This is a genomic window from Microbacterium sp. NPDC058342, assembly GCF_042723935.1.
Taxonomy (GTDB): Bacteria; Actinomycetota; Actinomycetes; order Actinomycetales; family Microbacteriaceae; genus Microbacterium.
Genome location: NZ_JBHXID010000001.1, coordinates 1,676,952 through 1,703,416 on the forward strand (window position 1 = coordinate 1,676,952; position 26,465 = coordinate 1,703,416).

General features: G+C 69.0%; 27 protein-coding genes and 4 tRNA genes. 9 read left to right on the forward strand and 22 right to left on the reverse strand.

The features are described 5' to 3' along the window. Positions 1-33 precede the first annotated feature (33 nt). The 10 genes from secF to pdxS all read right to left on the reverse strand — a co-directional run bounded on the left by secF (position 34) and on the right by pdxS (position 9,003). Entirely contained in the window at positions 34-1,023 is a 990-nt protein-coding gene (gene secF / locus ACFWHT_RS07765) for a protein translocase subunit SecF (protein WP_378827039.1), read from the reverse strand. Continuing rightward, a complete protein-coding gene (gene secD, locus ACFWHT_RS07770) occupies positions 1,023-2,765 on the reverse strand; it encodes a protein translocase subunit SecD (protein WP_378827042.1) in 1,743 nt (580 codons plus the stop codon). Before secD ends, secF begins: the two co-directional genes overlap by 1 nt. 36 nt (positions 2,766-2,801) lie before the next feature. Further along, a complete protein-coding gene (gene yajC, locus ACFWHT_RS07775) occupies positions 2,802-3,218 on the reverse strand; it encodes a preprotein translocase subunit YajC (RefSeq protein ID WP_378827044.1) in 417 nt (138 codons plus the stop codon). Between the two features lie 72 nt (positions 3,219-3,290). Continuing rightward, positions 3,291-4,322 carry a Holliday junction branch migration DNA helicase RuvB gene (gene ruvB, locus ACFWHT_RS07780; protein ID WP_378827045.1) on the reverse strand — a complete coding sequence of 344 codons (1,032 nt, stop codon included), beginning with the start codon at positions 4,320-4,322 and terminating at the stop codon, positions 3,291-3,293. Further along, positions 4,315-4,914, reverse strand: a complete 600-nt coding sequence (ruvA, locus tag ACFWHT_RS07785; RefSeq protein ID WP_378827047.1) for a Holliday junction branch migration protein RuvA — start codon at positions 4,912-4,914, stop codon at positions 4,315-4,317. The genes ruvB and ruvA overlap by 8 nt, the downstream gene beginning before the upstream one ends. A gap of 9 nt (positions 4,915-4,923) precedes the next feature. Beyond that, on the reverse strand, positions 4,924-5,502 hold the full coding sequence (gene ruvC, locus ACFWHT_RS07790) for a crossover junction endodeoxyribonuclease RuvC (protein WP_378827049.1): 579 nt from the start codon (positions 5,500-5,502) through the stop codon (positions 4,924-4,926). A gap of 103 nt (positions 5,503-5,605) precedes the next feature. Beyond that, positions 5,606-6,367 carry a YebC/PmpR family DNA-binding transcriptional regulator gene (locus ACFWHT_RS07795; RefSeq protein WP_378827050.1) on the reverse strand — a complete coding sequence of 254 codons (762 nt, stop codon included), beginning with the start codon at positions 6,365-6,367 and terminating at the stop codon, positions 5,606-5,608. A 143-nt stretch (positions 6,368-6,510) separates the two neighbouring features. Next, entirely contained in the window at positions 6,511-7,125 is a 615-nt protein-coding gene (gene pdxT / locus ACFWHT_RS07800) for a pyridoxal 5'-phosphate synthase glutaminase subunit PdxT (protein ID WP_378827051.1), read from the reverse strand. 2 nt (positions 7,126-7,127) lie between these two features. After that, positions 7,128-7,994: a GyrI-like domain-containing protein gene (locus ACFWHT_RS07805; protein ID WP_378827052.1), complete on the reverse strand. Its 867-nt coding sequence runs from the start codon at positions 7,992-7,994 to the stop codon at positions 7,128-7,130. Between the two features lie 106 nt (positions 7,995-8,100). After that, positions 8,101-9,003 carry a pyridoxal 5'-phosphate synthase lyase subunit PdxS gene (pdxS, locus tag ACFWHT_RS07810; RefSeq protein ID WP_378827053.1) on the reverse strand — a complete coding sequence of 301 codons (903 nt, stop codon included), beginning with the start codon at positions 9,001-9,003 and terminating at the stop codon, positions 8,101-8,103. Positions 9,004-9,084: 81 nt separating this feature from the next. On the opposite strand from pdxS, the gene ACFWHT_RS07815 reads away from it, so the two are divergent. Both ACFWHT_RS07815 and pdxY read left to right on the forward strand, forming a co-directional pair. After that, entirely contained in the window at positions 9,085-10,392 is a 1,308-nt protein-coding gene (locus tag ACFWHT_RS07815) for an aminotransferase class I/II-fold pyridoxal phosphate-dependent enzyme (RefSeq protein ID WP_378827054.1), read from the forward strand. 30 nt (positions 10,393-10,422) lie between these two features. Beyond that, entirely contained in the window at positions 10,423-11,274 is an 852-nt protein-coding gene (pdxY, locus tag ACFWHT_RS07820; protein WP_378827055.1) for a pyridoxal kinase PdxY, read from the forward strand. A 12-nt stretch (positions 11,275-11,286) separates the two neighbouring features. Here the strand turns inward: pdxY and ACFWHT_RS07825 are convergent, their stop codons facing one another. The 6 genes from ACFWHT_RS07825 to ACFWHT_RS07850 all read right to left on the reverse strand — a co-directional run bounded on the left by ACFWHT_RS07825 (position 11,287) and on the right by ACFWHT_RS07850 (position 14,775). Next, positions 11,287-11,844: an HIT family protein gene (locus ACFWHT_RS07825; RefSeq protein WP_378827056.1), complete on the reverse strand. Its 558-nt coding sequence runs from the start codon at positions 11,842-11,844 to the stop codon at positions 11,287-11,289. Continuing rightward, positions 11,841-13,778 (reverse strand): threonine--tRNA ligase, encoded by a 1,938-nt coding sequence (thrS, locus tag ACFWHT_RS07830; RefSeq protein WP_378827951.1) that lies wholly within the window; start codon positions 13,776-13,778, stop codon positions 11,841-11,843. The genes ACFWHT_RS07825 and thrS overlap by 4 nt, the downstream gene beginning before the upstream one ends. Positions 13,779-14,158: 380 nt before the next feature. Then, complete coding sequence (locus ACFWHT_RS07835) at positions 14,159-14,326, reverse strand: hypothetical protein (protein ID WP_378827057.1); 168 nt, start codon at positions 14,324-14,326, stop codon at positions 14,159-14,161. 152 nt (positions 14,327-14,478) lie between these two features. Next, a tRNA-Val gene (locus ACFWHT_RS07840) sits at positions 14,479-14,550 on the reverse strand. A gap of 26 nt (positions 14,551-14,576) precedes the next feature. Continuing rightward, positions 14,577-14,647: transfer RNA gene (locus tag ACFWHT_RS07845), tRNA-Cys, on the reverse strand. A gap of 55 nt (positions 14,648-14,702) precedes the next feature. Next, a tRNA-Gly gene (locus ACFWHT_RS07850) sits at positions 14,703-14,775 on the reverse strand. A 197-nt stretch (positions 14,776-14,972) separates the two neighbouring features. Between ACFWHT_RS07850 and ACFWHT_RS07855 the strand changes: the two genes are divergently transcribed. Continuing rightward, a tRNA-Val gene (locus tag ACFWHT_RS07855) sits at positions 14,973-15,045 on the forward strand. Positions 15,046-15,102: 57 nt separating this feature from the next. Here the strand turns inward: ACFWHT_RS07855 and ACFWHT_RS07860 are convergent. Continuing rightward, a complete protein-coding gene (locus ACFWHT_RS07860; protein ID WP_378827058.1) occupies positions 15,103-15,495 on the reverse strand; it encodes an SPW repeat protein in 393 nt (130 codons plus the stop codon). A 170-nt stretch (positions 15,496-15,665) separates the two neighbouring features. Here ACFWHT_RS07860 and ACFWHT_RS07865 point away from each other — a divergent pair, with 170 nt between their 5' ends. Continuing rightward, a complete protein-coding gene (locus tag ACFWHT_RS07865) occupies positions 15,666-16,955 on the forward strand; it encodes a cytochrome P450 (RefSeq protein ID WP_378827059.1) in 1,290 nt (429 codons plus the stop codon). Continuing rightward, positions 16,952-18,151, forward strand: coding sequence for a zinc-dependent alcohol dehydrogenase (locus tag ACFWHT_RS07870; RefSeq protein WP_378827060.1), 1,200 nt, complete (start codon positions 16,952-16,954; stop codon positions 18,149-18,151). Before ACFWHT_RS07865 ends, ACFWHT_RS07870 begins: the two co-directional genes overlap by 4 nt. Positions 18,152-18,158: 7 nt before the next feature. Here the strand turns inward: ACFWHT_RS07870 and ACFWHT_RS07875 are convergent, their stop codons facing one another. The 4 genes from ACFWHT_RS07875 to zapE form a co-directional block, all read right to left on the reverse strand. Beyond that, positions 18,159-18,914, reverse strand: coding sequence for an MBL fold metallo-hydrolase (locus ACFWHT_RS07875; RefSeq protein ID WP_378827062.1), 756 nt, complete (start codon positions 18,912-18,914; stop codon positions 18,159-18,161). 78 nt (positions 18,915-18,992) lie between these two features. Further along, positions 18,993-19,607: a type II toxin-antitoxin system PemK/MazF family toxin gene (locus tag ACFWHT_RS07880; protein ID WP_378827064.1), complete on the reverse strand. Its 615-nt coding sequence runs from the start codon at positions 19,605-19,607 to the stop codon at positions 18,993-18,995. Between the two features lie 20 nt (positions 19,608-19,627). Continuing rightward, complete coding sequence (locus ACFWHT_RS07885; protein ID WP_378827066.1) at positions 19,628-20,863, reverse strand: ammonium transporter; 1,236 nt, start codon at positions 20,861-20,863, stop codon at positions 19,628-19,630. Positions 20,864-20,976: 113 nt separating this feature from the next. Continuing rightward, positions 20,977-22,020, reverse strand: a complete 1,044-nt coding sequence (gene zapE, locus ACFWHT_RS07890; protein WP_378827068.1) for a cell division protein ZapE — start codon at positions 22,018-22,020, stop codon at positions 20,977-20,979. 130 nt (positions 22,021-22,150) lie between these two features. Between zapE and ACFWHT_RS07895 the strand changes: the two genes are divergently transcribed. Together ACFWHT_RS07895 and ACFWHT_RS07900 are read left to right on the forward strand one after the other, a co-directional pair. Continuing rightward, the gene (locus ACFWHT_RS07895; protein WP_378827070.1) at positions 22,151-23,047 is read left to right on the forward strand and encodes a sulfurtransferase; all 897 of its coding nucleotides are present in this window, start codon (positions 22,151-22,153) and stop codon (positions 23,045-23,047) included. 18 nt (positions 23,048-23,065) lie between these two features. Next, the gene (locus ACFWHT_RS07900; RefSeq protein ID WP_378827072.1) at positions 23,066-23,497 is read left to right on the forward strand and encodes a SufE family protein; all 432 of its coding nucleotides are present in this window, start codon (positions 23,066-23,068) and stop codon (positions 23,495-23,497) included. Here the strand turns inward: ACFWHT_RS07900 and ACFWHT_RS07905 are convergent. After that, positions 23,481-24,635 (reverse strand): alpha/beta hydrolase family protein, encoded by a 1,155-nt coding sequence (locus ACFWHT_RS07905; RefSeq protein ID WP_378827073.1) that lies wholly within the window; start codon positions 24,633-24,635, stop codon positions 23,481-23,483. The genes ACFWHT_RS07900 and ACFWHT_RS07905 overlap by 17 nt on opposite strands. A gap of 25 nt (positions 24,636-24,660) precedes the next feature. Between ACFWHT_RS07905 and ACFWHT_RS07910 the strand changes: the two genes are divergently transcribed. Both ACFWHT_RS07910 and ACFWHT_RS07915 read left to right on the forward strand, forming a co-directional pair. Beyond that, positions 24,661-25,242 carry a DUF3000 family protein gene (locus ACFWHT_RS07910; protein WP_378827075.1) on the forward strand — a complete coding sequence of 194 codons (582 nt, stop codon included), beginning with the start codon at positions 24,661-24,663 and terminating at the stop codon, positions 25,240-25,242. Next, entirely contained in the window at positions 25,235-26,428 is a 1,194-nt protein-coding gene (locus tag ACFWHT_RS07915) for an HRDC domain-containing protein (RefSeq protein ID WP_378827077.1), read from the forward strand. Before ACFWHT_RS07910 ends, ACFWHT_RS07915 begins: the two co-directional genes overlap by 8 nt. The last annotated feature ends 37 nt before the right edge of the window (positions 26,429-26,465 follow it).

Sequence of the window (26,465 nt, forward strand, 5' to 3'; positions counted from 1 at the left end):
GGGCCGTGGGGTGCCCGGCCCCCGCGGACGAGGTCAGGCGCTGGCGACGGCGCGCTCGCGCTGGGCGCGCACCTTGGCGTCGTGCGCGGCCAGGGCGGGCTCCTTCTCCCGGAACGCCGCGTACAGGGGTGCGGCGACGAAGAGCGTCGAGTAGGTGGCGACGAGGATGCCGACGAAGATCGACAGCGAGATGTCCGTCAGCGTCTCTGCGCCGAACCAGAACGCGCCGATGAACAGGATGGCGCCGACCGGCAGCGCGGCGACCACGGAGGTGTTGATCGAGCGCACCAGCGTCTGGTTCACCGCGAGGTTCACGGACTCCCCGAACGTCCGCGTGGTCTGGTTGGCATCCTCGGTGGTGTTCTCCCGCACCTTGTCGAACACCACTGTGGTGTCGTACAACGAATACGCGAGAATCGTCAGGAACCCGATCACCGCAGCGGGAGAGATCTCGAATCCGGCCAGCGAGTAGATGCCGACCGTGATGACGAGCACGTCCAGCAGGCCGATGATCGCCGCGGCCGACATCTTCCAGGTGCGGAAGTAGATGGCCAGGATCAGGAAGGTCAGGGCGAGGAAGATCGCCAGACCCCACAGCGACTGGCGCGTGACGTTCTCGCCCCAGGCGGGGCCGATGAACGAGTCTGCGACCTCGTCGGGCTGCACCTGGTAGGCCTCGGCGAGGGCGGCCTTGACCTCCTGCGTCTGCTGAGTGGTCATCTGGTCGGTCTGGACGCGCACGTCCTTCTTGTTCACCACGACGACCTTGGTCGTCGCGTCGGGCACGACCGTTCGAACCGCGTCCGTGGCGACATCCTGGTCGGTCGTCACCGGATCGACGACCATGAACTGGGACCCGCCGGTGAACTCGATCGAGAACTGCACGCCCTTGGTCAGCGGCACGAGCACGGAGCCCAGCACCAGCAGGATCGCGATCACGAACCACAGACGCCGTCTGCCGACGAACGGGAAGGAGGTCTTGCCGGAGTAGAGGTTGTTGCCGAACTCATTCATGGAGAACATCAGGCGTCGGAGTCCTTTCCGGCATCCTTGGATCCCATCGGAGTGAGCGCTTCCGCGCGCTTGCGCTCGGCGATGGTCTGGCGCTTCTCGGCCTCGCCTCGTGCGCCCCGGTTGCGGGCGGAGCGGCCTGTGGAGCCGAGCTCGGCCTCACGGTACTGCGCACGACCCCGGTACACGGCGCCGAGCGATTCCGGGTCCAGGCCGGACAGCCTGTGGCCACCGCCGAAGAAGCGCGTGCGGGCGAGCAGCTGCATGACCGGGTGCGTGAAGATCACGAAGATGAACACGTCGATCAGCGTCGTCAGCCCCAGCGTGAACGCGAAGCCCTTCACCGTGGCATCCGCCAGGATGAACAGCACCGTGGCCGCGAGGATGTTGATCGACTTGGAGATGTAGATCGTGCGCTTGGCCCGGCCCCAGCCGTCCTCGACGGATGCGGTGATCGATTTGCCGTCGCGCAGTTCGTCTCGTATTCGCTCGAAGTACACGATGAACGAGTCGGCGACGAATCCGATCGACACGATCAGACCGGCAACACCGGCGAGCGACAGGCGGATGCCCATCCGCCACGCCAGGATCGCGATGATGATGTACGTCAGCACGCCCATCACGGCGATCGACGCCATGATCACCCAGCCCAGCGCCCGATAGCTGATCAGCGAGTAGACGGCGACCAGTCCGAGACCGATGAGACCGGCGATGAGACCGTACTGCAGCTGCTGCGATCCGAGCGTCGCCGAGATGGTGTCCGAGCTCTGCACCTCGAAGCTGAGCGGCAGCGCGCCGTACTTGAGCTGATCGGCCAGCGCCTTGGCGCTGTCCTGCGTGAAGTTGCCTGAGATGCTCGGCTTGCCGTTCAGGATGGCGGCCTGCATCACGGGTGCCGAGATCACCTTGCCGTCCAGGACGAAGGCGAACTGGTCGCGAGGGCTCAGTCCGGCGATGCGGTTGGCGTTGAGGCGCTGGCTGATCTCGCCGAAGACCTCGGTCCCCTTGCCGTTCATCGACAGGTTGACGGTCCACCGGCCCGACTGCTGCTCGCGGCCGGCCGTCGCGTCGTTGATCACCGTCCCGTCGAGCTCCATGGGGCCGAGGATGTACTTGGCCGAGCCGTCCTCTTCGCACGCGATCATCGGCTGGTCCTCGGGGACCTCGCCGTCGCGCTCGGCGCTGCAGTCGAACGCGAGGAGTTCGGCGCTGAGCTTGTCCGTCACCCAGTTCGGGTCGGAGCCATCGGTGGGCTTCGTGGTCGGCTCGGCGTTGAGGGTCTCGGCCGGCGTCGGGTTGGGCGTGCTCTTGCCGTCTTCCCCGACGAACTCGTTCGAGGGCGCCGTGGCCTGGATCACGGCGCGGAACTCCAGCTTGGCACTCGCCTGGATCCGGTCCCGCGTCTCCTGATCGGCGGGCCCGGGGATCTGGACGACGATGTTGCGCCCGCCCTCGGTGGTGATGTCCGCCTCGGCGACGCCGGACGCATCGACGCGCTGGCGGATGATCGAGGCCGCCTGATCGAGCTGCTCCTGGGTCGGGTCCGAACCGTCGGGTGTACTGGCGGCGAGGATGATCTGCGTGCCGCCCTGCAGGTCGAGCGCGAGCTCGGGCGCCCAGGAGCTCGCGGGCTCACCCGCGTCGGTCTTGAACACGTACACGCCGAGCGCGTTGATGCCGAAGAACACCGCCGTGACGATGAGCAGGCCGAGCAGGACCCGCCAGGCGTGGCGGGTCGGGGATGTGGATGCCACGTGGTTCCGCTTTCCGCGAGAGTGCGACGCCGGGCGTCAGTTGTCGTTGTTGCGCTCGAGACGCGCCTTGGTCTCCTCAGGCGTCTCCACCGTGATCGCCTCGATGCCGTCCTCCGCCTCGATCGCCGGGGTCACGTCGGCGTCGGAGCCCTCCTCGGGCTCGTCGATGCCGGCCTCGGCCTCGGTCGGGTCGACGACGCGCAGGATCGCCTGGCTGTGCACCTCGATGACGACGCCGGGCGCGAGTTCGATCTGTGCCGGCTTGTCGAGGTCGACCGGATCGTAGGAGACGACCGTGCCGTAGAGCCCGCCCTGAAGCAGCACCTTGGCACCGGGGACGGTCTTGGAGGCCTTCTCTTCCTGCTGCTCCTTCAGCTGCTTCTGACGCTTGCGGGTGTTCAGGAACATGAACACGAGCATCACGGCGAGGAGGCCGAAGAGGATGAGTTCCATAAGAGCAGAGCCTTTCAGGGTGCACGCCGAACGCGGCGGTGCGTATGGGGATAGCCGGGAAGCCTTCAGCGATTATAGGTCATCGAACAATGACGCACCCTCCGGATGCGCGACGCCCAGATGCCGATAGGCCTCCGGCATCGCGATCCGCCCGCGCGGTGTGCGCCCGAGAAAGCCGATGCGCACGAGGAACGGCTCGACCACGCTCTCCACGGTCTCGGCCTCCTCGCCGACCGCGACGGCGAGCGTGCTGAGACCGACGGGGCCCCCGCGGAAGCGTCGCACCAGGGCATCCAGCACAGCTCGGTCGAGCCGGTCGAGACCGATGGCGTCGACGTCGTACAGCTCCAGGGCCGCCCGCACGTCTCGCAGGGATGCGGCGTCTCCTTCGCCGTGAACCAGCGCGTAGTCGCGCACGCGGCGCAGCAGTCTGTTGGCGATGCGCGGCGTTCCGCGGGAGCGGCGGGCGATCTCGGAGAGCGAGTCATCGGGAAGCGAAACCCCGAGGACGGTCGCGGAGCGGGCGATGACCCGCTCCAGGTCGCTCTCGTCGTAGAACTCCAGGTGCCCGGTGAAGCCGAACCGGTCACGGAGCGGATTCGGCAGGAGCCCCGACCGCGTCGTCGCGCCGACCAGCGTGAACGGAGCCAGATCGAGGGGGATGCTGGTGGCGCCGGCGCCCTTGCCCACCATGATGTCGATGCGGAAGTCCTCCATGGCGAGGTAGAGCATCTCCTCGGCCGAGCGCGCCATCCGATGGATCTCGTCGATGAAGAGGACCTCACCCGGCGTGAGGCTGGACAGCAGGGCCGCGAGGTCGCCGGCGTGCTGAATCGCCGGACCACTGGACAGGCGCAGCGGACGCCCGCTCTCGTGAGCGACGATCATGGCGAGCGTGGTCTTGCCGAGTCCTGGCGGGCCGGCCAGCAGGATGTGGTCGGCGGGACGCTCCTGGATGCGTGCGGCGTCCAGGAGCAGCTGCAGCTGACCGCGCACCTTCGGCTGACCCACGAACTCACTGAGGCTGGCAGGACGCAGCGCCCCCTCGATCGCGAGCTCGGTCTCGTCGAGCGCTTCGCCGGCGTCGCGCGGATTCTCAGCCACGCTTGCCCCCCGGACCCATCGTCGCGAGCGTGCGGCGCAGCAGGGCCGGCACGGATTCCCGTTCGGCATCCGTGGCATCCTCCGCGGACTGGGACGCCGCCTCGGCGGCGACCTTCTCCGACCAGCCGAGCCCGACCAGCGCCGCCGTCACCTGCTCGGCGACGTCGCTGATCTGCGCCGTGGCCGACACGCGCGGCTGCACCTTGCCCGCCAGCTGCACGACGATGAGCTTGGCGGTCTTCGGGCCGATTCCCGACACGCGCCGGAACGGCGCGTCGTCCTCGGCCGTGACGGCTTCCGCGATCTGGTCGACCGTGAGATGCGACAGCACGCCGAGGGCCGACTTGGGACCGACGCCGGTGACGCTGAGCAGCTGACCGAAGATCTCCAGCTCGTCGAGGTCGGCGAACCCGTACAGCGTGAGCGCGTCCTCCCGGACGATCAGGCTGGTGTGCAGCTGCAGCGACTCCCCCGCGTTCGCCATGTGGGCGACGTCGGCGGGGACGAACACGGCAAAGCCGACTCCTCCGGTCTCGATGACGACGCGGTCGGATGCCGTGTGCAGCACCGTGCCGCGCAGCGAGGAGATCATCTCTCCACCCTACCGAGTGGGTCGGACATATGTTCGAGCGACACGCTCCGCCTGCGCCCAGGCCTGCTGCGCCGGGGTCAGGACTCCGGCGGCCGCAGCGCCGGCACCGCCGCGTCGCCAGGCGTGGCAGAGCGCGATGGCCAGGGCGTCGGCGGCGTCGGCAGGCTGCGGCGGTGCGTCCAGCCGGAGGATGCGGGCGATCATCGACTGCACCTGGCGCTTGTCCGCGGACCCGTACCCGGTGACGGCGGCCTTGACCTCGCTGGGGGTGTGGGTGGCGGCGGGAAGGCCCGCCTCGGCGGCGATGAGCAGGGCGACCCCGGATGCCTGTGCCGTGGCCATCACGGTCTGCACGTTGTGCTGTGCGAACACGCGCTCCACCGCGACCGCATCCGGCCGGTGCTCCTCGATGACGCTCCGGATGCCTGCCGCGACGGCCGCGAGTCGCACCGACAGATCGGCGTCCGCAGGCGTGCGAACGACGCCCACATGCACCAGCGAGGCACGTCGGCTCCGGTCGACATCGACGACGCCGACACCGCATCGGGTCAGCCCGGGGTCGATGCCCAGGACGCGCAGGGAACTCACTCCCCCAGGCTACGGGCGTGCAGCGGCCCCGGACGCAGGCGCGCCCGGGGCCGTCCGGTCCTGATCGGATCGATGATCTCGCGTGCCGCAGCGGGCCTGGGTCTCAGTCCTCGTCGTTCTCCAGCTCGGCCTGCACCTCGGCGGTCAGATCGAAGTTGCTGAACACGTTCTGCACATCGTCGCTGTCCTCGAGCGCGTCGATGAGCCGGAAGATCTTGCGTGCGGCATCTGCGTCGATCTCGACCTTGAGATTCGGCACGAACTCGACATCAGCCGACTCGTAGTCGATCCCCGCCTCCTGCAGGGCGGAGCGGACGGTCACGAGATCCGTGGCCTCGGTGATCACCTGGTATCCCTCGGCGTGCGGCTCGATCTCCTCGGCGCCGGCCTCGAGCGCCGCCATCATGACGTCATCCTCGGTGGTGCCGTCCGAGCCGACGACGATCACGCCCTTGCGACTGAAGTTGTAGGCGACCGAGCCCGGGTCTGCGAGCGTTCCACCGTTGCGGCTGAGCGCGGTGCGCACCTCGGCGGCCGCGCGGTTCTTGTTGTCGGTCAGGCACTCGATCATCAGCGCCACGCCGTTCGGGCCGTAGCCCTCGTACATGATCGAGGAGTACTCGACCGACTCGCCCCCGATGCCCGCACCACGCTTCACCGCGCGGTCGATGTTGTCCTTGGGGACCGACATCTTCTTCGCCTTGAACACCGCGTCGTAGAGCGTGGGGTTCCCGGCCAGGTCAGCGCCGCCGAGCTTGGCGGCGACCTCGATGTTCTTGATCAGCTTCGCCCACGACTTGGCACGCCGCGCATCGATGACGGCCTTCTTGTGCTTGGTCGTGGCCCACTTGGAATGCCCGGACATATATCTCCGCTCGTGTGATCCGCCCCGAAGGCGTTGCCCAGGGCGTCGTCCATTCTAACGAATCGCGAACGTTGTGCCGTCAGCCCTCCGGGCTCGCGCGCCGATCGCCGGGCGTCAACCCGGACGGCGGGCGGCCGTCGAGTTCAGGGGCGGGAGGCGACGCGATCGAGGAAGCGCTCGTGGAACCGCGGCTCGCCGTCGAGCTCGGGGTGGAAGCTGATGCCGATCAGGTTGCCCTGCTCGACGGCCACGACGCGCCCGTCCTCCAGAGCCGCGAGCGCCGTGGCATCCGGGCCCAGCCGCTCCACCACCGGACCGCGGATGAACGTCGCCCGCACCGGGCGCTCGCCCAGCAGCGGGACCTCGAGCGACGCCTCGAAGGACTCCACTTGGCGTCCGAAGGCGTTGCGGCGCACGACCACGTCGATCCCGCCGAACGTCTGCTGACCCTCGATGGCATCCTCGATGCTGTCGGCGAGCATGATCAGGCCCGCGCAGGTCCCGAGCACCGGCATCCCGTCACCGATCGCGTCGCGAATCGGCTGCGCCAGTCCGAACTGCCGCGACAGCTTGTCGATCACCGTCGACTCGCCCCCGGGGATCACCAGGCCGCCGACGCGCGCGAGCTCCTCCGGACGGCGCACGCGCACGACCTCCGCGCCGAGCCGCTCGAGCAGGGCGGTGTGTTCACGCACGTCGCCCTGCAGGGCGAGCACGCCGACACGACCACCCTGCCGATACGAGGATTCGTCGACCACTCTCAACTCCGTTCGATCGGCATCCACAGCTCGCAGACGGCTGTGCTGAAGTCATCGGCGCGCTCCAGGATCGCGACGATGGAGGGCCCCGGGCGCAGACGCCAGGGGTTCGACGGGAACCACTCTCCGGCCGTCGCCGCCCAGGCCGCCTGGAGCGCGGCCGGGTAGTCGCCTTCGATGCGGAAGACGACCCACGTGCCTGCGGCGACCTCGATGGCGTCGAGGTCATCCGGCACGCTCGTCTCGGCGGCGACCGCGACGCCGTGCAGGTAGGTCAGCTCGCTGCCCTCCGCGTAGGTCTCATCGACGTCGGTGGTCACCTGCAGCAGGCCGGAGGGCGACGTGTCGCCCAGCGCCTTCAGGCGAGCGTGCTCATCCATCGGCAGGGATGCGATGTGCGCCTGGATATGCGGATTGACGCCCTCGTGGATCAACGGCACGCGCGCGGCGTGGCCGATGAGCCGGAAGGCGGGCTGTTCGATGATGCGGGCATCCATGGGGACGCTCCCTTCGACGGTCAGGCGGAACCTGAGCTGTGGTTGGCTGCGAAGGGGCCCGCCGTCGCGACGGACATCACCGTGGGCGACGCCGTGCACGGCACGGAACGCGCGGCCGAACGCCTCGGTCGAGCCGTAGCCGTAGCGCACCGCGATCGTGAGCAGATCCTCATCGCCGATCACGTCCGAGGCGGCGACCGTCATCCGTCGACGGCGCACGTACTCCGCCAGCGGCATGCCGGCGAGCGAGGAGAACATCCGTCGCAGGTGGTACCCGGTGGTGCCGGACGCCGCAGCGACGCCGTCGATGTCGATCGCGTCGCCGAGGTGCGTCTCGATCTCGTCGACGACGCGGTTCAGGACCTCGATCATGCTGGCTCCCTTCGACGTCAACTCTCGTCGAGCGGTGCGGCGCGACGCCCGACCATCCCGGTTCGATCCGGTCGGATGACCAGGCGTCGCGCCGGCGGGCGGGGGCCTACCAGCCCCGCTCGGCGAGACGGTGCGGTGCGGGCAGGTCGGTCACGTTGATACCCACCATGGCTTCGCCCAGGCCCCGCGAGACCTCGGCGATCACCGTCGGGTCGTCGTAGAACGTGGTGGCCTTCACGATCGCCTTCGCGCGCTCTGCGGGGTTTCCCGACTTGAAGATGCCCGAGCCCACGAACACGCCGTCGGCGCCGAGCTGCATCATCATCGCGGCATCCGCGGGTGTGGCCACACCACCGGCGACGAACAGCACGACGGGGAGCGTACCGGTCTCGGCGATCTCGGCGACCAGTTCATAAGGCGCCTGCAGCTCCTTGGCCGCGACGTACAGCTCGTCCTTCGACAGAGCGCCGAGGGCCGCGATCTCGCCCCGGATCTTACGGATGTGCTTCATCGCCTCGGACACGTCGCCGGTGCCGGCCTCGCCCTTGGAGCGGATCATCGCGGCCCCCTCGGTGATGCGGCGCAGCGCCTCACCCAGGTGCGTGGCACCGCACACGAAGGGAACGGTGAAGGGCCACTTGTCGATGTGGTTCACGTAGTCGGCGGGCGAGAGCACCTCGGACTCGTCGATGTAGTCGACGCCGAGCTCCTGCAGCACCTGAGCCTCGACGAAATGGCCGATGCGGGCCTTCGCCATCACCGGGATCGAGACCGACGAGATGATGCTGTCGATCATGTCCGGGTCGCTCATGCGCGACACGCCGCCCTGCGCTCGGATGTCGGCGGGCACGCGCTCGAGCGCCATGACGGCGACGGCGCCGGCGTCCTCGGCGATCTTCGCCTGGTCGGCCGTGACGACGTCCATGATCACGCCGCCCTTCAGCATCTCGGCGAGTCCGCGCTTGACGCGCTGCGATCCGGTGGTCGGGGTCTGCTCGGTGACTGCCATCGTCTCTCCTCGGGGCAACAGTCGGTTCAGCACAAAGTTTGTTTTGGCCTATGTCAAAACATAGCACCATAGAATCGAGCGATGAGCACGGATATCACCGGCACGACCGCGGCCGAGATCGCGGACAGTGTCCGCGCACTGCGCGAGCGGGGCATGCTCCGCTCCGGCGATCTCCTGCCTCCTGTGCGCGAGCTCGCGGCCGTGCTCGGCGTCAACCGGAACACCGCGGTCGCGGCTTACCGTCAGCTGGCGCAGGCCGGCCTGGTCGTCTCGAAAGGCCGGGGCGGAACCCTCATCGCCGGCGCCGCGCCGGTCGCGCAGGAGGGTGTCGCCGCCGACACCGTGCTGCAGGATGTCGGCTCGGGCAACCCCGATGCGCGACTGATCCCGGATCCGACGCAGGCGCTCACCCGCGTCGCCGGCCGCCCGGTGCTGTACGGCGAACCCGTGATCGACCCCGCCCTGGAGGAATGGTCGCGCGCGTGGATGCTCGCGGACCTTCCCCGCGACGACCTGCACCTCACGGTCACCAGCGGTGCCGTGGACGCCGTGGAGCGACTGCTCGCCCAGGCGCTCACCCGTGACGATGCAGTCGCCCTCGAGGATCCGTGCTTTCTGGCGAGCATCCACACCGTCCGCCTCGGCGGCTATCGGGCCGTGCCGGTCCCCATCGATGAGGAGGGCATGACGGTCGACGGCCTGCAGGCGGCGCTGGACGCCGGCGTCCGGGCGATCATCAGCACACCGCGTGCTCAGAACCCCACTGGGGTGAGCCTCTCCCCCGCACGGGCTGCGGCCCTGCGCGAGGTGCTGCGTCCGCACCCGTACGTACTCATCATCGAGGACGACCACTTCTCGATGCTCTCGGCACACCCCTATGCGACCCTGATCGGCCCCGAGCACCGGCGCTATGCACTGCTGCGCTCGGTGTCGAAGTTCCTCGGCCCGGACATGTGCCTCGCCCTCGCAGCGACCGACCCGACCACCGCGGAGCGACTCGGCATGCGCCTGAACCCCGGTACGACGTGGGTGAGCCACCTGCTGCAGCGGCTGGCGCACGCGCAGCTCTCGGACGGCAGCGTGCGGGCCCGGATCGCGCAGGCCGCCGCACACTACGCCGAGCGCAACGCCGCGTTCGTCGACGCGCTCGACGAACGCGGGCTGGTGACGCACTCGTCGGACGGTCTGAGCCTGTGGGTGCGGTTGCCGGTCGCCGCCCGCACCGCCGCGGAGCGGCTCATGCGGCGCGGGTGGCTGGTGCGCACCGGCGACGAGTTCCGGATCGACCCGGCATCAGGAGCATCCGATCACCTCCGCCTCACCGTGCACGACCTGTCCGACGCCGACGCGGCGCGCCTGCTCGATGATCTGGAGTCGGCGGTGCGCTGAGGCCGCGATGCGCGGTGAGAAGATGGCAGGATGAAGATCCTCTCGATCCAGTCGGCCGTCGCGCACGGCCACGTCGGCAACTCGGCCGCCGTCTTCCCGCTGCAGCGCATCGGCGTCGAGGTGCTGCCCGTCCACACGGTCAACTTCTCGAACCACACCGGTTATGGTTCCTGGCGCGGGCCGATGATCGATCCCGGCGACGTGCGCGAGGTCATCACCGGCATCGAGGAGCGCGGGGTACTGGGTCAGGTCGACGCGGTGCTCAGCGGCTACCAGGGCGGCGAGGGCATCGCCGATGTCATCATCGACGCCGTGGCGCGGGTGAAGGCGGCCAACCCGGACGCCCGCTATGCGTGCGACCCGGTGATGGGCAACGCCAAGTCCGGATGCTTCGTCGCCCCGGCCATTCCCGATCTGCTTCGCGACCGGGTGGTGCCGGTGGCCGACATCATCACGCCCAACCAGTTCGAGCTGGGCTACCTGACCGAGACCTCCCCCGACACCCTCGAATCCACGCTGGAGTCGGTGGATGCGGCCCGCGCGATGGGTCCCTCCACCGTGCTGGTGACCTCGGTCGAGCGTCCGGACCGCGAGGACGGCACCATCGAGATGCTCGCCGTGGACGACAAGGGCGCGTGGCTCGTCGCGACGCCGCACCTGCCGATGAAGGCGAATGGATCGGGCGATGTGACGGCGGCGCTGTTCACCGCGCACTACGTGCAGACGGGCGACGCGAAGACCGCCCTGGAGCGCACGGTGTCCAGCGTCTTCGACCTGCTGCAGAACACGCTCGACTCCGGTGACCGCGAGCTGCGCCTGGTCGAGTCGCAGGAGGCGTACGCGCATCCGCGCCTGCAGTTCAGCGCCCGTCAGGTGCGCTGACTCCTCGGCGACTCAGCGGGGCCAGGCGTGCGCGATGGCCTCGCGCACCTCGCCGAGCAACTGGGGCAGCGCCTTGGTCTTCGCGATGATCGGGAAGAAGTTCGCGTCCGACGTCCAGCGCGGCACGATGTGCTGGTGCAGATGCGCGTCGACCCCGGCGCCGGCGACAGCGCCCTGGTTCATGCCGAGGTTGAAGCCGTCGCAGCGTGAGACCTCCCGCAGCACGCGCATGCCCGTCTGGGTCAGCGCACCGATCTCGGCGACCTCCTCGGCGGTCGCCTGGTCGTAGGTCGCGATGTGGCGGTACGGACACACCAGCAGATGCCCGGAGTTGTACGGGAAGAGGTTCAGCAGCACGAAGGCGGTCTCGCCTCTGGCCACGACGAGCCGTTCGGGGTCCGGATGCTGGGGTGCCTCGCAGAACGGACAGTCCTCGCGCAGCACCTCGGGGCCAGCCTGGATGTACGCCATGCGGTGCGGCGTCCACAGCCGCTGGAACTCGTCGGGCACACCGGCCAGGTGGCCGCCGTCCTCGACGGGGCCACCCGGCTCAGTGGGCGTGGAGCTCACGCAAGGTCCTCCGAGGTCATGACGCGCTCGTGCTTCGCGATCGCCGAGCGGATGCGCTCGACGGCCGTCGCGATCGGCACCCCGTTCTCCTGCGAACCGTCACGGAAGCGGAACGAGACGGTGCCCGCCGCCCGGTCCTGCTCGCCGGCGATGAGGATGAGGGGCACTTTGGCGGTGGTGTGGTTGCGGATCTTCTTCTGCATCCGGTCGTCCGAGTGGTCGACCTCGGCCCGCACCCCGGCCGCGCGCAGCTGACCGATGACCTCGCCGAGGTAGTCGGCATACTGATCCGCGACAGGGACTCCCACGACCTGCACGGGGGCGAGCCACAACGGGAAGTCGCCGGCGTAGTGCTCGAGCAGAATGGCGAAGAAGCGCTCGACCGACCCGAGCAGTGCCCGGTGGATCATCACCGGGCGGTGCTTGGCGCCGTCCGGCCCGGTGTACTCGAGCTCGAAGCGCTCAGGCTGGTTGAAGTCCAGCTGGATGGTCGACATCTGCCAGGTGCGGCCGATGGCGTCCCGAGCCTGCACCGAGATCTTCGGGCCGTAGAAGGCGGCTCCACCCGGATCGGCGACCAGTTCGAGGCCGGATTCCAGGGCGACCTCGCGCAGCGTGTCGATCGCGGTGGTCCACTGCTCGGGCTCGCCGAGGAACTTCGGGTTGCCCTCCTCGTTCGTGGACAGCTCGAGATAGAAGTCGTTCAGGCCGTAGTCGCGCAGCAGTTCGAGCACCAGGTTCAGGTTGGTGGTGAGCTCCTCGCGCACCTGATCCTGGGTGACGTAGATGTGCGCGTCGTCCTGGGTCAGTCCCCGCACGCGCGTCAGCCCTGAGAGGGTTCCGCTCTTCTCGTACCGGTACACGGTGCCGAACTCGGCCAGGCGCAGCGGCAGCTCGCGGTAGCTGCGTCCGCGCGCGCGGAAGATCAGATTGTGGAAGGGGCAGTTCATCGGCTTCAGGTAGTAGTCCTGCCCCTGGCGGGTCACGTTCCCCTCCTCGTCGACCACCTCGTCGAGGTGCATCGGAGGGAACATGCCGTCGGCGTAGGTCTGCAAGTGCCCCGACGTCTGGAAGAGATCCTTCTTGGTGATGTGGGGGCTGTTCACCACGTCGTAGCCGTTGCGCAGCAGGTGACGACGCAGGTTCTCCTCGATCTCGTAGCGGATGATGCCGCCCTTGGGATGGAACACTGCCAGCCCCGAGCCGATCTCGTCGGGGAAGGAGAAGAGGTCCATCTCGACCCCGAGCTTGCGGTGGTCGCGGCGCTCGGCCTCGGCCAGGCGCTCCTGGTAGGCGCGCAGCTCGTCCTTGCTGGGCCACGCCGTGCCGTAGATGCGCTGCAGCTGCGGGTTCTTCTCGCTCCCGCGCCAGTACGCCGCGGCGACCCTGGTGAGGTCCCACCCGTTGCCGAGCATGCGCGTGCTGGGGACATGAGGTCCACGACAGAGGTCCTTCCAGGCGACCTCGCCGTCCTTGGCGACGTTGTCGTAGATCGTCAGCTCGCCGGCCCCGACCTCGACGGATGCGCCTTCGGCGGCATCCGCGCCCGAGCCGGGTCCCCCGGCCAGGTCGATCAGTTCGAGCTTGAACGGCTCGTGCGCCAGCTCGGCCCGGGCCTCATCCTCGGTGACGACCCGGCGGGTGAAGCGCTGGCCGTCGCGGACGATGCGCTGCATCTCCTTCGAGATGGCTTTGAGATCCTCCGGGGTGAAGGGCTCGTCGACGCCGAAATCGTAGTAGAAGCCGTCGGTGATGAACGGCCCGATTCCGAGCTTGGCGGTCGGACGGATGCGCTGCACGGCCTGCGCGAGCACGTGCGCGGTCGAGTGCCGCAGGATGTCGAGGCCATCCTTGCTGTCGACGGTGACCGGGTCGACGACGTCGCTCTCGGCGACGGTCGCTGCGAGGTCCTTGAGGACGCCGTTGACGCGCATGGCGATGACGGAACGATCGGTGAACAGGGCGAAGCCATCGCGCCCTTCGGCGCGGGGCTGGGCGATGTCTGACACGGGGATTCTCCAGATAGACGATGGAATGTGACGACTCAGCTGCGGACGCGACTGCGCCCTGCCCGCTCAGGCGCCCGTAGTTCGCGTGACGACACCGGTGACAGAGGTCACGAGAAGGGTCGACACGGATTCCATGCCGCAAGTCTACGCCGCGGCGACGCCGACCTCGTCGAGATCGTCCTCGATGAGTCGGCCCCACACTGTGAAGAACCACCCGTCGCCGAAGAGCAGGTGCTCGCCGAGCATCTCGGCGAGCACCTGCTCTTCAGGGTCGACGCATTCGTCCCACCCGAGAGATCGGTCGGTTACGTCGTCGTGTTGCGCCCGGAGATGGCGCGAATGAGCCACGCGATGACCGCGAGGGCAAGCAGCACGAGACCCACCCAGAGCAGGAAGTTCAGGGACTGCACGAAGCCACCCGTGATCGCAAGGACGATCGCGACGACTGCGATGATGATGAAGAGGATGTTCATCTCGACTCCTTTCGTCAGGACGACTGGCGTCCGTTCACCTCGACGCTAGAGAGCGGCGGGATGCGCGGGCAGGGGGTTGACGATGGCATCTGCAGGTGGCTATATCGCGCCCGGGAATGACAAAACCCCCCGGTGACCGGGGGTCTCAGGAGTGCGCGATACTGGGATCGAACCAGTGACCTCTTCCGTGTCAGGGAAGCGCGCTACCGCTGCGCCAATCGCGCCTAGAAGGCTATTCAGTTGTGCTGAGAGGTGGCGACGGGATTCGAACCCGTGTAAACGGCTTTGCAGGCCGGTGCCTAGCCACTCGGCCACGCCACCAGGGGTGGATTCGTACCCACATGCCGAAACCCCCTGACGGGGGTTCCTGCACTCGAGCGGATGACGAGACTCGAACTCGCGACCCTCACCTTGGCAAGGTGATGCGCTACCAACTGCGCTACATCCGCATTCCGTTCCCGGCGTCCCGGGCACTTGAAATACACTAGCCCAGGTTCGCCGCTTCACCAAACCGCCTCGCGTCGCCGGGCGTGTCACAGCCGGGGCGCCCAGCCGCGCCACGCCCGGCCTCCGGACGGGTGCGGATCCGCGGCACCGGATCGGGTATGCTCTTGAGCTGTGCCACCGTGCACGCATAACTCCACAGGGGCGATTGGCGCAGTTGGTAGCGCGCTTCCTTCACACGGAAGAGGTCATCGGTTCGAGTCCGGTATCGCCCACACAGAACGAAGAAGAGCCTCGGTCCCCCGAGGCTCTTCTTCGTTGCGGCGCGAGTGTCAGGCGCGGACGGCACCGCTCTTCGCCGATGCGCCCTGTGGCTGCGTCTGAGAGAAGAGCACGACCACGACGACCGCGGCACCGACCACGACGTGCGGCAGCCAGACGTTCAGCGCCTCTCCGGCGAAACCGAAGATCCACGGCGACAGCGCGAGGAAGAGACTGGCGATGATGTCGAACGCGAGGTGGACCGGCATCGGGATGAGTCCGAACGGACCCCACTCGTACTTGGTGAACAGACTGTAGACGATCAGGCCCACGCCGAGCACGATCGGGATGATGACGGCTGCACCGCCGACACCGGCGAACCCGAACAGCCAGGGTGCGGCGATCAGCGCGACGCCGACGACGTAGTCGAGGATGCCGTGGACCTTGGTGGGGATGAAGCGCATGATTCCTCCTTGGTTTCACCGCTGGACGCGGCTCACTCCTGGTTCGGAGCCCCGGTCGGAACGGATTGCGCCGGCGCCCGCTCGCCGCGGAACCGCGGCGACGTCTATCACAACCGTCCCGTTCGCGCGCCCCCGTTCCGCTCTCCTCGGCCCGAAGGCACGATGACGTGATGCGCAACCGGTTCCTCGACGATGCCCCTTCGATCCTCCTTCGCGGCTACGACGCCGGCCCTCGCATCTGGACCCGCGCTCGGGAAGGCGCCCGCGCCGCCCCGATGCGGCTGCTCGGGCACGCCGCCCTGTTCGTGCGGGGCACCGAGGGCGTGCGCGTCTTCTACGACGATGACCTCATCGCCCGGCACGGCGCGATGCCGCGCTTCGTCCAGGAGACCCTGTTCGGGCACGGCTCCGTGCACAGCCTCGACGGCGAGGAGCATCGCCACCGCAAGGCGACCTTCGTTGAGGTGACCTATCTCGACGAGCAGGTCGAGCGTCTGGCACCCGAACTCGATCGGGAGTGGCGCGCCGAACTGGACGCGTGGCTGGAGGGCGGCCGGCGCAGCGCCTACGACGCCGCGATCGGCGCTTTCGGCCGGGCGTGCATGCGCTGGGCCGGGATCCCCGGAACGCCCGACGCGCAGACGCGCTGGGCGCACCGCCTCGCGCAGATCGTCGACGGATTCGGCCGTCCCCTCACACCGGGCTTCGTGGCAGCCGTGCTCGACCGCGTCTTCTCCGACAGACACACCACCCGGCTCGTGCGCGCCGTGCGCGCCGGCGAGCTCACTCCCCCGTCGCACACCGCGCTGCACCACTGGTCCTGGCACGAGGATCGCACCGGCCGCCTGCTGGCACCGCACGTGGCCGGTGTCGAGCTGCAGAACAGCATCCGCCCGATGATCGCGGTGGCGCGCTTCGTGGCGTTCGCCGCCAAGGAGCTGCACGACCGTCCGGGCTGGCGTGCTCGCATCCACGCGGAGACGGCCGAGCGCGGCACGCTCATCGGCGGTCCCCTCGCCACGGCTTTCGCGCAAGAGGTGCGACGCACCGCCCCCTTCGTGCCGATGCTGCCCGGTCGCGCGCTGCGTGACATCCACCTCGACGGTCAGCAGGTCCCGGCAGGCGGACGGGTCGTCATCGACATCCTGGGCACCGACCTCGACGACGCCTTCTGGCAGGATCCCGAGCGATTCCAGCCGGAGCGATTCCTCGAGCACCCCGACTACGAGACGCTCGAGGCCTTCATCCCCCACGGCGGAGCCGACGTCTCGCACGGACACCGCTGCCCCGGGGAGAAGCTCGCGATCACCGGGCTGGCGGCTGCGATCGCCGCCCTCAGCGATCCGCGAGTGGAGATCAGCGGCGAGGGCCTCGACGTCGATCGTCGACGTCTTCCCACCAGACCCGCATCAGGCGGCTGCGTCCACGCGGCCGATCACACGAGAAGGAGCGAATCATGAAGGCATTGACCTGGCACGCGAAGCGCGACGTCCGCGTCGAGAGCGTGCCCGACCCCCGCATCGAAGAGCCGACGGATGCCATCATCCGCGTGACCTCCACCGCCATCTGCGGATCGGACCTGCATCTGTACGAGCTGCTCGGCCCCTTCCTGGATCGCGGCGACATCCTCGGCCACGAGACCATGGGCGAGGTCGTGGAGGTCGGATCCGGGGTGCGGGCACTCAACGTCGGCGACAGGGTCGTCGTACCGTTCAACATCTCGTGCGGCACATGCTGGTTCTGCACCCACGGCCTGCAGTCGCAGTGCGAGACGACGCAGGTGCGCGAGTACGGCAGCGGCGCGGCGCTGTTCGGCTACACCAAGCTCTACGGACAGGTGCCCGGCGGACAGGCGGAGTTCCTGCGCGTGCCGCTCGCCGACTACAACCACATCCGCATCGACGACGACCTTCCCGACGAGCGCTGGCTCTTCCTCAGCGACATCCTCCCCACCGCGTGGCAGGGCGTCGAATACGCCCAGACGCCGCCGGACGGCACCGTCGCTGTGCTCGGCCTGGGCCCGGTCGGCCAATTCGTCGCCCGCATCGCCCGCTCGCGCGGGCATCGGGTGCTCGCGGTCGACCCGGTTCCGGAACGTCGCGAGATGGCGGCCCGTCACGGGATCGATGTCTTCGACCTCGGCGATGACACGGTCGCCGAGCTGCGCGACCTGACCCACGGGCGCGGGCCTGACTCCGTGATCGACGCGGTCGGGCTCGAGGCTCACGGCAGCCCAGGCATCAAGGCGGTGCAGCAGGCCGTCGGCATGCTGCCGGACGCACTCGCCAAGCCGATGCTCTCGCACGCCGGCGTGGATCGCCTCGCGGCCCTGCACGCGGCCGTCGACCTCGTGCGACGGGGCGGGACCATCTCGCTCTCCGGCGTCTACGCGGGAGACGCCGACATCCTGCCGATGAAGACGATGTTCGACAAGCAGATCTCGCTGCGCATGGGCCAGTGCAATGTGAAGCGCTGGATCGACGAGCTCGTGCCGCTCGTGCAGGCCCCCGATGACCCGCTCGGCGTCATGGACCTCGTCACGCACCACGCACCGCTGGACGAAGCGCCCGACCTGTACGGCGTCTTCCAGCGCAAGGACGACGGATGCATCAAGGTCGTCCTTCATCCCGACCGGAGCGACATTCCTCGAACCTGACCGCCGCTCAGTGCCGGCCGGTCCTGCGGGCCGCGGCGATCGCCTCGTCGACGCCGCGGCTCCACGGTTCGCCGTGACCGGGAAGCAGCGTGCCCGTCTCCACGTCCCGAAGCGCTTCGACCGACTGCAGCGCCCTCACGCTGTCGGCCGTTGCGGCGCCGGCGACGATCTGCGGACCACGGCGCCCCGTGTAGGGGTCGAGAGTGACGATCGCGTCACCGCACATCGTCACCCCGACGTGCTCGAACACGAACGCGCAGTGACCCTCGGTGTGCCCCGGAGTCCACACCACCCTCGGCCGCCCGGGGACGTCGAGGATCGCGCCGTCGGCCAGGCGCGGCGCCGCGACCGCACCCTTGACGCCCAGCGCCCCGTGCCGCGCCATCGAGATCAGGCCGGGTATCGCCGAGGGGTAGCGCAGGGGGTACGCCCACCGCGGTCGCTCGTGCGCGTAGCGGTAGGGGTGGCGCACCAGCGCGGCATCGCCCGGATGCACGAGCATCCCCACTCCGTCGCGACTCAGTCCGCGCGCCATGCCGACGTGATCGAAATGACCGTGCGTGAGCAGCAGCGCATCGATGTCGCTTCGACGGGCGCCCAGGCGTGCAAGCAGCGAGTCGAGCAGCGGCCCCGTGCCGGGCAGCCCCGCGTCGACGAGCGTCAACCCGCCCTCTGCCTCGACGAGGTAGCAGTTCACGTGCGCCACGTCGAGCCGGTTCACGCCCGGCGCGACCTCGGTCCATCCCGTCGCTCTGGTGTCCATGCGCCCACCCTGCGCGCCGAGCCCCGTTCGCGCAGGTGCCTTGCCGTCTGCGCGTCGCGATGCTATCCGAGCCCTGCGCTACCCCTTGGCCCAGCCGTATCTGCGGGTCAGCGCATCGGCGACCCGGCCATAGCGCTGCGCGTCCAGCACGGCCGCCTCCCGCCGCATGCCCTCGTGATGCACACTGTAGAGCTGCTCGATGTCCACCCAGGACTCCCGCCCGCGCGAGTCCCAGCCGCCCGATCCGATCGGCAGATAGTCCCGGTCTCCGTCGTGCGGCTTGCTGGTCATCCGCACGGCGTACACGCGCTGAGCGGACTGCCGGCCGATGACCAGCACGGGACGGTCCTTGCCCCGGCCGTCGTTCTCCTCGTAGGGCACCCAGGTCCAGATGACCTCCCCGGAATCGGGCAGGTCGTTGCGCGAGGGAGAGTAGGCGACGCTGACATCGTGCACGCGCTCCGGGTCCACCTGCACGGTCTCGGAGCCGGGCACCGCTCCCGCGGACCCCTCGCCCCCCGGCACACGGCGCGCGTCGCGGGACGCGGAATCCCCGCCCGCACGGCCTTTCCCGTCCGGACGGAGAACCGCGTCAGGGCGACGCGGGCGTGAGGGCCGCTTCGGATCCTCCTTCGCCAGCATCCTGCCGATCATGTCGGCGACGACGCCGAGGATGCGCTTGGTCGAACTCACACGCCCACCCTAGCCGCGACTCACTCCACCAGCGCGTATCCGGCCTCGCCGTGCACCACCAGATCGACTCCGGCGACCTCTTCCTCGCTGTTGACCCGGAAGCCGATCGTCTTCTCGATGGCGAGACCGATGACGAGAGAGACGACGAACGAGTACGCCATCACGCCGAGAGAGGCGATCACCTGCACGGCCAGCAGCCTCAGGTCACCGCCGACGAGCACGCCCTGCCCTGTGGCGAAGAAGCCCAGGTAGACCGTGCCGAGCATGCCGCCCACGAGATGAAGCCCCACGACATCGAGCGAGTCGTCGAAGCCGAGACGGTACTTCAGCTCCACCGCAAGAGCACACGCGACACCCGCGAGGGCGCCCAGCAGCACCGACCAGCCGGGCGTGAGGTTCGCGCATGCCGGGGTGATGGCGACGAGACCGGCGACGAGCCCCGAGACCGCCCCGATCGAGGTCGGCTTGCCGTCCTTGAGCTTCTCGACGAGGATCCATCCGAGGATCCCGGCTGCCGCTGCGCCGAGTGTGTTGATCGCGATGAGGCCCGCGCCCGCCATGTCCTCCGTCAGCCAGACCGCGCCCACGTTGAACCCGAACCAGCCGAACCACAGCAGGGCCGCCCCGAGCAGCGTCAGCGGGACGTTGTGCGGCTTCTGGATGCCCTTCTGGAAGCCGATCCGCTTTCCCAGCACGAGCGCGAGCGCGAGCGCCGCCGCCCCGGCGTTGATGTGCACAGCCGTGCCGCCGGCGTAGTCGATGACGTGGATTCCGCTGTCCTCGCCGAACAGCCAGGCGCCGAGGTTCATGATCCAGCCGCCGCCCCAGACCCATGCCGCGATCGGGAAGTAGCCGATCGTGCCGAAGATGCCGACGTAGATGAGCCAGGGACCGAATCGGGCGCGGTCGGCGATGGCACCCGAGATCAGGGCGACGGTGATGATCGCGAAGGTCGCCCCGTACGCCACAGACAGCAGCGCCACGTTCGCACCGGGCTCCTGCGAGGAGACGGCGAGTCCGAAGTCGGCGAACGGGTTTCCGGCGAACTGGGTCGGCGAGTCGACGGCGCTCATGGCGAAGCCGTACAGCACCCAGAGCACGGCGATCAGCCCGATCGCCCCGAAGCTCATCATCATCATGCTGATGACGCTCTTGGCCTTGACCAGCCCGCCGTAGAAGAACGCCAGTCCCGGGGTCATCAGCAGCACGAGCGCCGTGGCCGTGATCACCCAGGAGATGTTGCCTGCGGCATCCATATTCGAACCTCACTTTCGGGAAGAGTGAGATCAGTGTGGAGCGTGCGCGTTACCGCGGATCGCTCGCCGTGTTGCCGGGGTGTTACGCCGAGGGCCCGGGTGTGAACAGCGTGTTACGCCGCCGATGCGGAGTGCGTCAGCGCGTTCAGGCGCGAGATCGCGCGCAGGTACTTCTTGCGGTAGCCCCCGCCCAGCATCTCGTCCGCGAAGACGCCGTCCAGGCTCACGCCGGTCGCGATGATCGGCACCTGCGCGTCGTAGACGCGATCGACGAAGGCGACGAAGCGCAGCGCCTCGGACTGGTCGCTGAGCACGTGGACCGCGCGCAGTCCCACCAGGTCCAGTCCGTCGATGAGCCGGATGTACCGCGACGGGTGCACCTGGGCGAGGTGGCGCACGACGTCGTGGAAGGCGTCGTCCGAGGCGACGCCTCCGGACGCTGCCGCGGTCAGCGCCGCAGCGTATCCTGCCTCGTCCATCGTGACGGAGCTGCCGTCGATCGCGCGCTGACGGTAGTCCACGCCGTCGATGCGCAGGGTCTGGAAGCTGTCGGACATGGCGTGGATCTCCCGCAGGAAGTCCTGCGCCGCGAACCGTCCCTCGCCGAGGGCGTTCGGCGGCGTGTTCGAGGTGGCGGCGAGCCGGGTGCCGGATGCGACCAGTTCGCCGAGCAGGCGGGTCATCACCATCGTGTCGCCCGGATCGTCCAGCTCGAACTCGTCGATGCACAGCAGATCGGCTCCGCGCAGCAGGTCGACGGTGTTGCGGTAGCCGAGGGCGCCCACGAGCGCGGTGTACTCGATGAAGGAGCCGAAGTACTTCCTGCGTGCGGGAAGCGCGTGGTAGATCGAGGCCAGGAGGTGCGTCTTGCCGACGCCGAAGCCGCCGTCGAGGTACACGCCCGGCTTCATGGGCGTCTCCTTGGGCGCGCGACGGAAGAGCCCGCCCCGCTTGGCGGGCTCACCACGTCCGGCGAAGCGCTGCAGGGTCTCCTTCGCAGCCTCCTGGGAGGGGTGGGCGGGGTCGGCGCGGTAGCTGTCGAAAGTGGCCTGGTCGAACTGCGGCGGCGGCACGAGACCCGCCAGCATCTCCGGTCCGGTGACGGACGGCGTGCGATCGGTCAGATGCACGATGCCGGTGCTGGTCTGCTGGGTCATCACATTCCTGAGGTCATACTCTTACGATCCGGATGCGGGCACGCCCGAAGGGATCTATCGTCGATGGGGACGGCTCAACTTTACGCCGTCGCCTCACCCCGTCCCGCGTCCTGCATCCAGAGGAGCAACTGTGACCGTCGAACACGACACCTCATCCGCCAAATTCGCCGAGTACGCCACGCCCGGCCGACTCGTGACCACGGACTGGCTCGCCGCGAACCTTGGTACGCCGGGGCTGGTGGTCGTCGAGTCCGACGAGGATGTCCTGCTCTACGAGACCGGCCACATCCCCGGTGCGGTGAAGGTCGACTGGCACACCGAGCTGAACGACCCCGTCGTGCGCGACTACGTCGACGGCGAGGGCTTCGCCGAGCTGCTGGGCCGCAAGGGGATCTCGCGGGACGACACCATCGTCATCTACGGGGACAAGAACAACTGGTGGGCCGCCTACGCGCTCTGGGTGTTCTCGCTCTTCGGGCACGAGGACGTGCGCCTGCTCGACGGCGGACGCGACAAGTGGATCGCCGAGGGTCGCGAGATCACGACCGACAGGACCGAGCGTCCCGCGACCGAGTACCCCGTCGTCGAACGCGACGACTCGGCGCTGCGCGCGTACAAGGAAGACGTGCTCTCCTTCATCGGAACCGGCCCCCTGATCGATGTGCGCTCCCCCGAGGAGTACACCGGAGAGCGCACCCACATGCCCGCCTACCCAGACGAGAGCTCGCTGCGCGGCGGTCACATCCCCACCGCCCAGAGCGTTCCCTGGGCCCGCGCCGTGGCCCCGGACGGCGGGTTCAAGTCGCGCGCCGAACTCGACGCCATCTACCGCGACGAGGCCGGCTTGAACGACGGCGACGATGTGATCGCGTACTGCCGCATCGGTGAGCGCTCCAGCCACACCTGGTTCGTCCTGCAGCACCTGCTCGGCTTCCAGAACGTGCGCAACTACGACGGATCCTGGACCGAGTGGGGCAGTGCCGTCCGCGTGCCGATCGCGACGGGCACCGAGCCGGGCACGCTCTGATCGTGCGAGAATCACAGGGTGACTGACACGCACCTTCCGGAGCGGCTCGCGGAGTTCCGCGACGAGTTCCTCGAGCTCGCCGAGGCGGATCGCCTCGAGCTGCTCCTCGAGTTCGCGAACGAGCTCCCCGAGGTGCCCGCCCACCTCGCGGACCACCCCGAGATGTACGAGCGCGTGGCGGAGTGCCAGTCCCCCGTGTTCATCAACGTCGAGGTCGTCGACGGCGTCGTCGCCATGCACGCGACGGCGCCGCCGGAGGCGCCGACCACGCGCGGCTTCGCGAGCATCCTCGCACAGGGCATCACCGGGCTGAGCCCGGACGAGGTGCTCGCCATCCCCGGCGACTATCCGCAGACGATCGGGCTGACCAAGGCCGTTTCACCCCTGCGGATCGCGGGGATGACCGGGATGCTGATGCGCGCGAAGCGCCAGGTCACGCAGAAGCGCTGAGCCCCTGCTCCGTCATCCACCGGGTGATGGCACCCGTCCAACGCGACTGGTCGTAGTTCCACAGCTTGGTGTGCCGCGCGACGGCGAACGCGCGCATCGTCACGAGATCGGGCCGTGCGGTGGCCAGAGCGTGCGAGGCGTCGGAGGGGACGAAGCCGTCGTCGTCGCTGTGCAGGATGAGGATCGGCGCTTCGAGTTCCGCAGCACGCGCCACCATGTCCAGGCGGTCGAAGCGGATGGCACCCTCCGCTCCGCCGAATCGGGCCGTCAGAGTGTTCTGGAGAACGCCCATGGCGAGACCGGGAAGCGGGTCGACGAGCCCCTCCTCTCGTGCCTGAAAGCGCAGTACGGTGCGCCAGTCGACCACGGGCGAGTCGAGTACCAGCGCGGCGATGCGGTCCCGGTGGCCCGAGGAGACCGCGGTCTGCAGGGCGATGGCCCCTCCCATCGACCAGCCCATCAGCACCACTCGTCGTGCGCCGTGCCTCAGCGCATGACCGATCGCCGCGTCGACGTCCCGCCACTCCGACGCGCCGAGGGCGTAGCTTCCGCCCCGTGACCGCGGCGCCTCGCCGTCGTTGCGGTACGACACGACGAGCGTCGGCAGTCCGAGCGCGTGGAACACGGGCACGGCGCGCAGGCATTCGGAGCGAGTGGTGCCGCGTCCGTGCACCTGGATCACCCAGGTGTCCGACGCGGCGGGAAAGAGCCAGGCGGGGCACGGGCCGACGGGAGAGCCGATGAGCACGCTCTCCCAGGGGAGGTGCAGCTCGCTGGGGGTGACGTAGTACCAGCCGCTGAAGGCGGCGTCCCTGTCCACCTGCGCGCCCGGTTCGATCTGGGTCAGCAGCTTACGGCGCACGGTCCTGGCATCCGCGCCGAGCACCGCGCCGAGCTTCACATAGCCGTAGGTGCCGGTCGTGAACAGCCCATAGCGGCCGGGGAGCTCGGTGTCGCTCGTGCGCGTGAGCTCGATCGTCTGCGCGCCGGTGTCGACCGCGACGATCCGGGTGTCGGTGCGGCGCACCGACGGGGTGACCACACGGCGCGCCGTCGAGAACACCGCGATCGCGGCCGCGGCGCCCAGGGCGACGAGCGCGGGGACCGCGATGGCTACGGCGTGCCTGAGACTCTTCATCGCCTCCTGACTCTAGCCTGTCCACGTGACCGCACACCCGGATGCCGCAGCGCTCTTCGACGAGGCCGCGGCAGAGCTGCGCGAGACCTCGTTCCGCCCCGACGTCGTCGTGCGCGAGATCCCGTCACCGGCGGGCCTGGCCCCGTACGCCCTCGCGCTCGCCGCCGACGTGCGTCCCGATGACCATGGCGACTCGGCGTACGGCACGGGCCGTTTCGTGCTGCTGCACGATCCCGAGGAGCCGCCGGCATGGGACGGCGCCTGGAGGATCGTCGCCTTCGCGCAGGCGCCTCTGGAGCCGGAGATCGGCACGGATCCGCTGCTCGCCGACGTCGCCTGGTCGTGGCTGGTGGATGCTCTGGACTCGCGCGACGCGGTGTATCACGCCGCGTCCGGGACGTCGACGAAGATGCTGTCGAAAGGGTTCGGCTCACTCGCGCAGGAGGGCGACGGCGCCCAGATCGAGCTGCGCGCGTCGTGGACGCCGGAGGCGCCGCTGCGCCTTCATGTGCAAGCATGGGCCGAGCTGGTCGGAATGCTGGCGGGGCTTCCGCCGGGTTCCGAGGACGTCGCCGTGCTCGGCGCGAGAAGGGGCGGACGTGGCTGAATACTCCGTGATCGGTGACCGCACGGAGTTCGAGGACGCCTGCCGCGCGCTCTCGGCCGCCGAAGGGCCCGTGGCGGTGGACGTGGAGCGGGCATCCGGCTTCCGCTACTCCCAGCGCGCCTACCTCGTGCAGGTGTTCCGTCGCGGCACCGGCGTCTTCCTGTTCGATCCGCCGGCGATCGGCGACTTCTCCGCGCTGCAGGATGCCATCGGAGAGGCCGAGTGGGTCTTCCACGCGGCCAGCCAGGACCTGCCCTCGCTGCGGGAGCTCGGGCTGAGCCCCGCGAGCATCTTCGACACAGAGCTGGCGTCGCGGCTGCTGGGCAGCGACGGTTTCGGCCTGGCCGCGGTCGTCGAGCGCACGATCGGCATCACGCTCGCCAAGGCGCACTCGGCGGCCGACTGGTCCACGCGCCCGCTTCCCGAGTCGTGGCTCGAGTACGCCGCGCTCGACGTCCTCCATCTTCTCGACGTCCGCGACGTTCTCGCGCGGGAACTCGTCGCCGCGGACAAGACCGAGATCGCCCGGGAGGAGTTCGACGCGACTCTCACCCGTGCACCGAAGCCGCCGCGCGCTGAGCCGTGGCGCCGGCTCAGCGGCCTTCACAAGGTGCGCGGCGCGCGTCAACTCGCGGTGGCCCGCGAGTTGTGGACGGCCCGCGAGGAGTACGCGCAGGAGGTGGATGTCTCCCCCGGGCGGCTCGTCCCCGACCGGGCCCTGCTGGCAGCCGTGCTCGCCGCACCTGCGAGCAAGTCCGCACTCGCAGCGATCAAGGAGTTCAACGGGCGGGCCAGCCGCACTCAGCTGGATCGCTGGTGGGAGGCGATCGATCGTGGACGCACCACCGAGGATCTGCCTCGGGAACGCGTGCCGAGCGACGCGCTACCGCCGCCGCGCGCCTGGGCCGATCGCAATCCCGAGGCCGATCTGCGGCTGAAGGCCGCTCGTCCGGTCGTGGAGGCGATCGCCGAGGAGCTGCACATGCCCACCGAGAACCTGCTCACCCCCGAGCATCTGCGGCGGGTGGCATGGCAGCCCCCGGCGCTGACTGCGGATGCCATCGGCGCGGCACTTGCAGATCTCGGCGCCCGACCTTGGCAGATTGCGCATACTGCACAGAAGATCGCGTCTGCCTTTGTAGAAGGTCCGCAACCGGATTCGGACGCCGAGGAAGACGCTTCGTAGGTTCGATCCAACCGATTCCAGGCGCCCGACGGGCACT

Coding starts and splice junctions, on each gene's coding strand:
- ACFWHT_RS07875 (WP_378827062.1), bottom strand. CDS start 18,914: ATGGACACCAGAGCGACGGGATGGACCGAGGTCGCGCCGGGCGTGAAC.
- ACFWHT_RS07870 (WP_378827060.1), top strand. CDS start 16,952: ATGAAGGCATTGACCTGGCACGCGAAGCGCGACGTCCGCGTCGAGAGC.
- ACFWHT_RS07905 (WP_378827073.1), bottom strand. CDS start 24,635: ATGAAGAGTCTCAGGCACGCCGTAGCCATCGCGGTCCCCGCGCTCGTC.
- ACFWHT_RS07865 (WP_378827059.1), top strand. CDS start 15,666: ATGCGCAACCGGTTCCTCGACGATGCCCCTTCGATCCTCCTTCGCGGC.
- pdxY (WP_378827055.1), top strand. CDS start 10,423: ATGAAGATCCTCTCGATCCAGTCGGCCGTCGCGCACGGCCACGTCGGC.
- ACFWHT_RS07885 (WP_378827066.1), bottom strand. CDS start 20,863: ATGGATGCCGCAGGCAACATCTCCTGGGTGATCACGGCCACGGCGCTC.
- secF (WP_378827039.1), bottom strand. CDS start 1,023: ATGTTCTCCATGAATGAGTTCGGCAACAACCTCTACTCCGGCAAGACC.
- pdxS (WP_378827053.1), bottom strand. CDS start 9,003: ATGGCAGTCACCGAGCAGACCCCGACCACCGGATCGCAGCGCGTCAAG.
- ruvA (WP_378827047.1), bottom strand. CDS start 4,914: ATGATCTCCTCGCTGCGCGGCACGGTGCTGCACACGGCATCCGACCGC.
- ACFWHT_RS07805 (WP_378827052.1), bottom strand. CDS start 7,994: ATGATCGAGGTCCTGAACCGCGTCGTCGACGAGATCGAGACGCACCTC.
- ACFWHT_RS07860 (WP_378827058.1), bottom strand. CDS start 15,495: ATGCGCTTCATCCCCACCAAGGTCCACGGCATCCTCGACTACGTCGTC.
- ACFWHT_RS07835 (WP_378827057.1), bottom strand. CDS start 14,326: ATGAACATCCTCTTCATCATCATCGCAGTCGTCGCGATCGTCCTTGCG.
- thrS (WP_378827951.1), bottom strand. CDS start 13,778: ATGCGCGTCAACGGCGTCCTCAAGGACCTCGCAGCGACCGTCGCCGAG.
- ACFWHT_RS07795 (WP_378827050.1), bottom strand. CDS start 6,367: ATGTCCGGGCATTCCAAGTGGGCCACGACCAAGCACAAGAAGGCCGTC.
- yajC (WP_378827044.1), bottom strand. CDS start 3,218: ATGGAACTCATCCTCTTCGGCCTCCTCGCCGTGATGCTCGTGTTCATG.
- zapE (WP_378827068.1), bottom strand. CDS start 22,020: ATGACCCAGCAGACCAGCACCGGCATCGTGCATCTGACCGATCGCACG.
- ACFWHT_RS07815 (WP_378827054.1), top strand. CDS start 9,085: ATGAGCACGGATATCACCGGCACGACCGCGGCCGAGATCGCGGACAGT.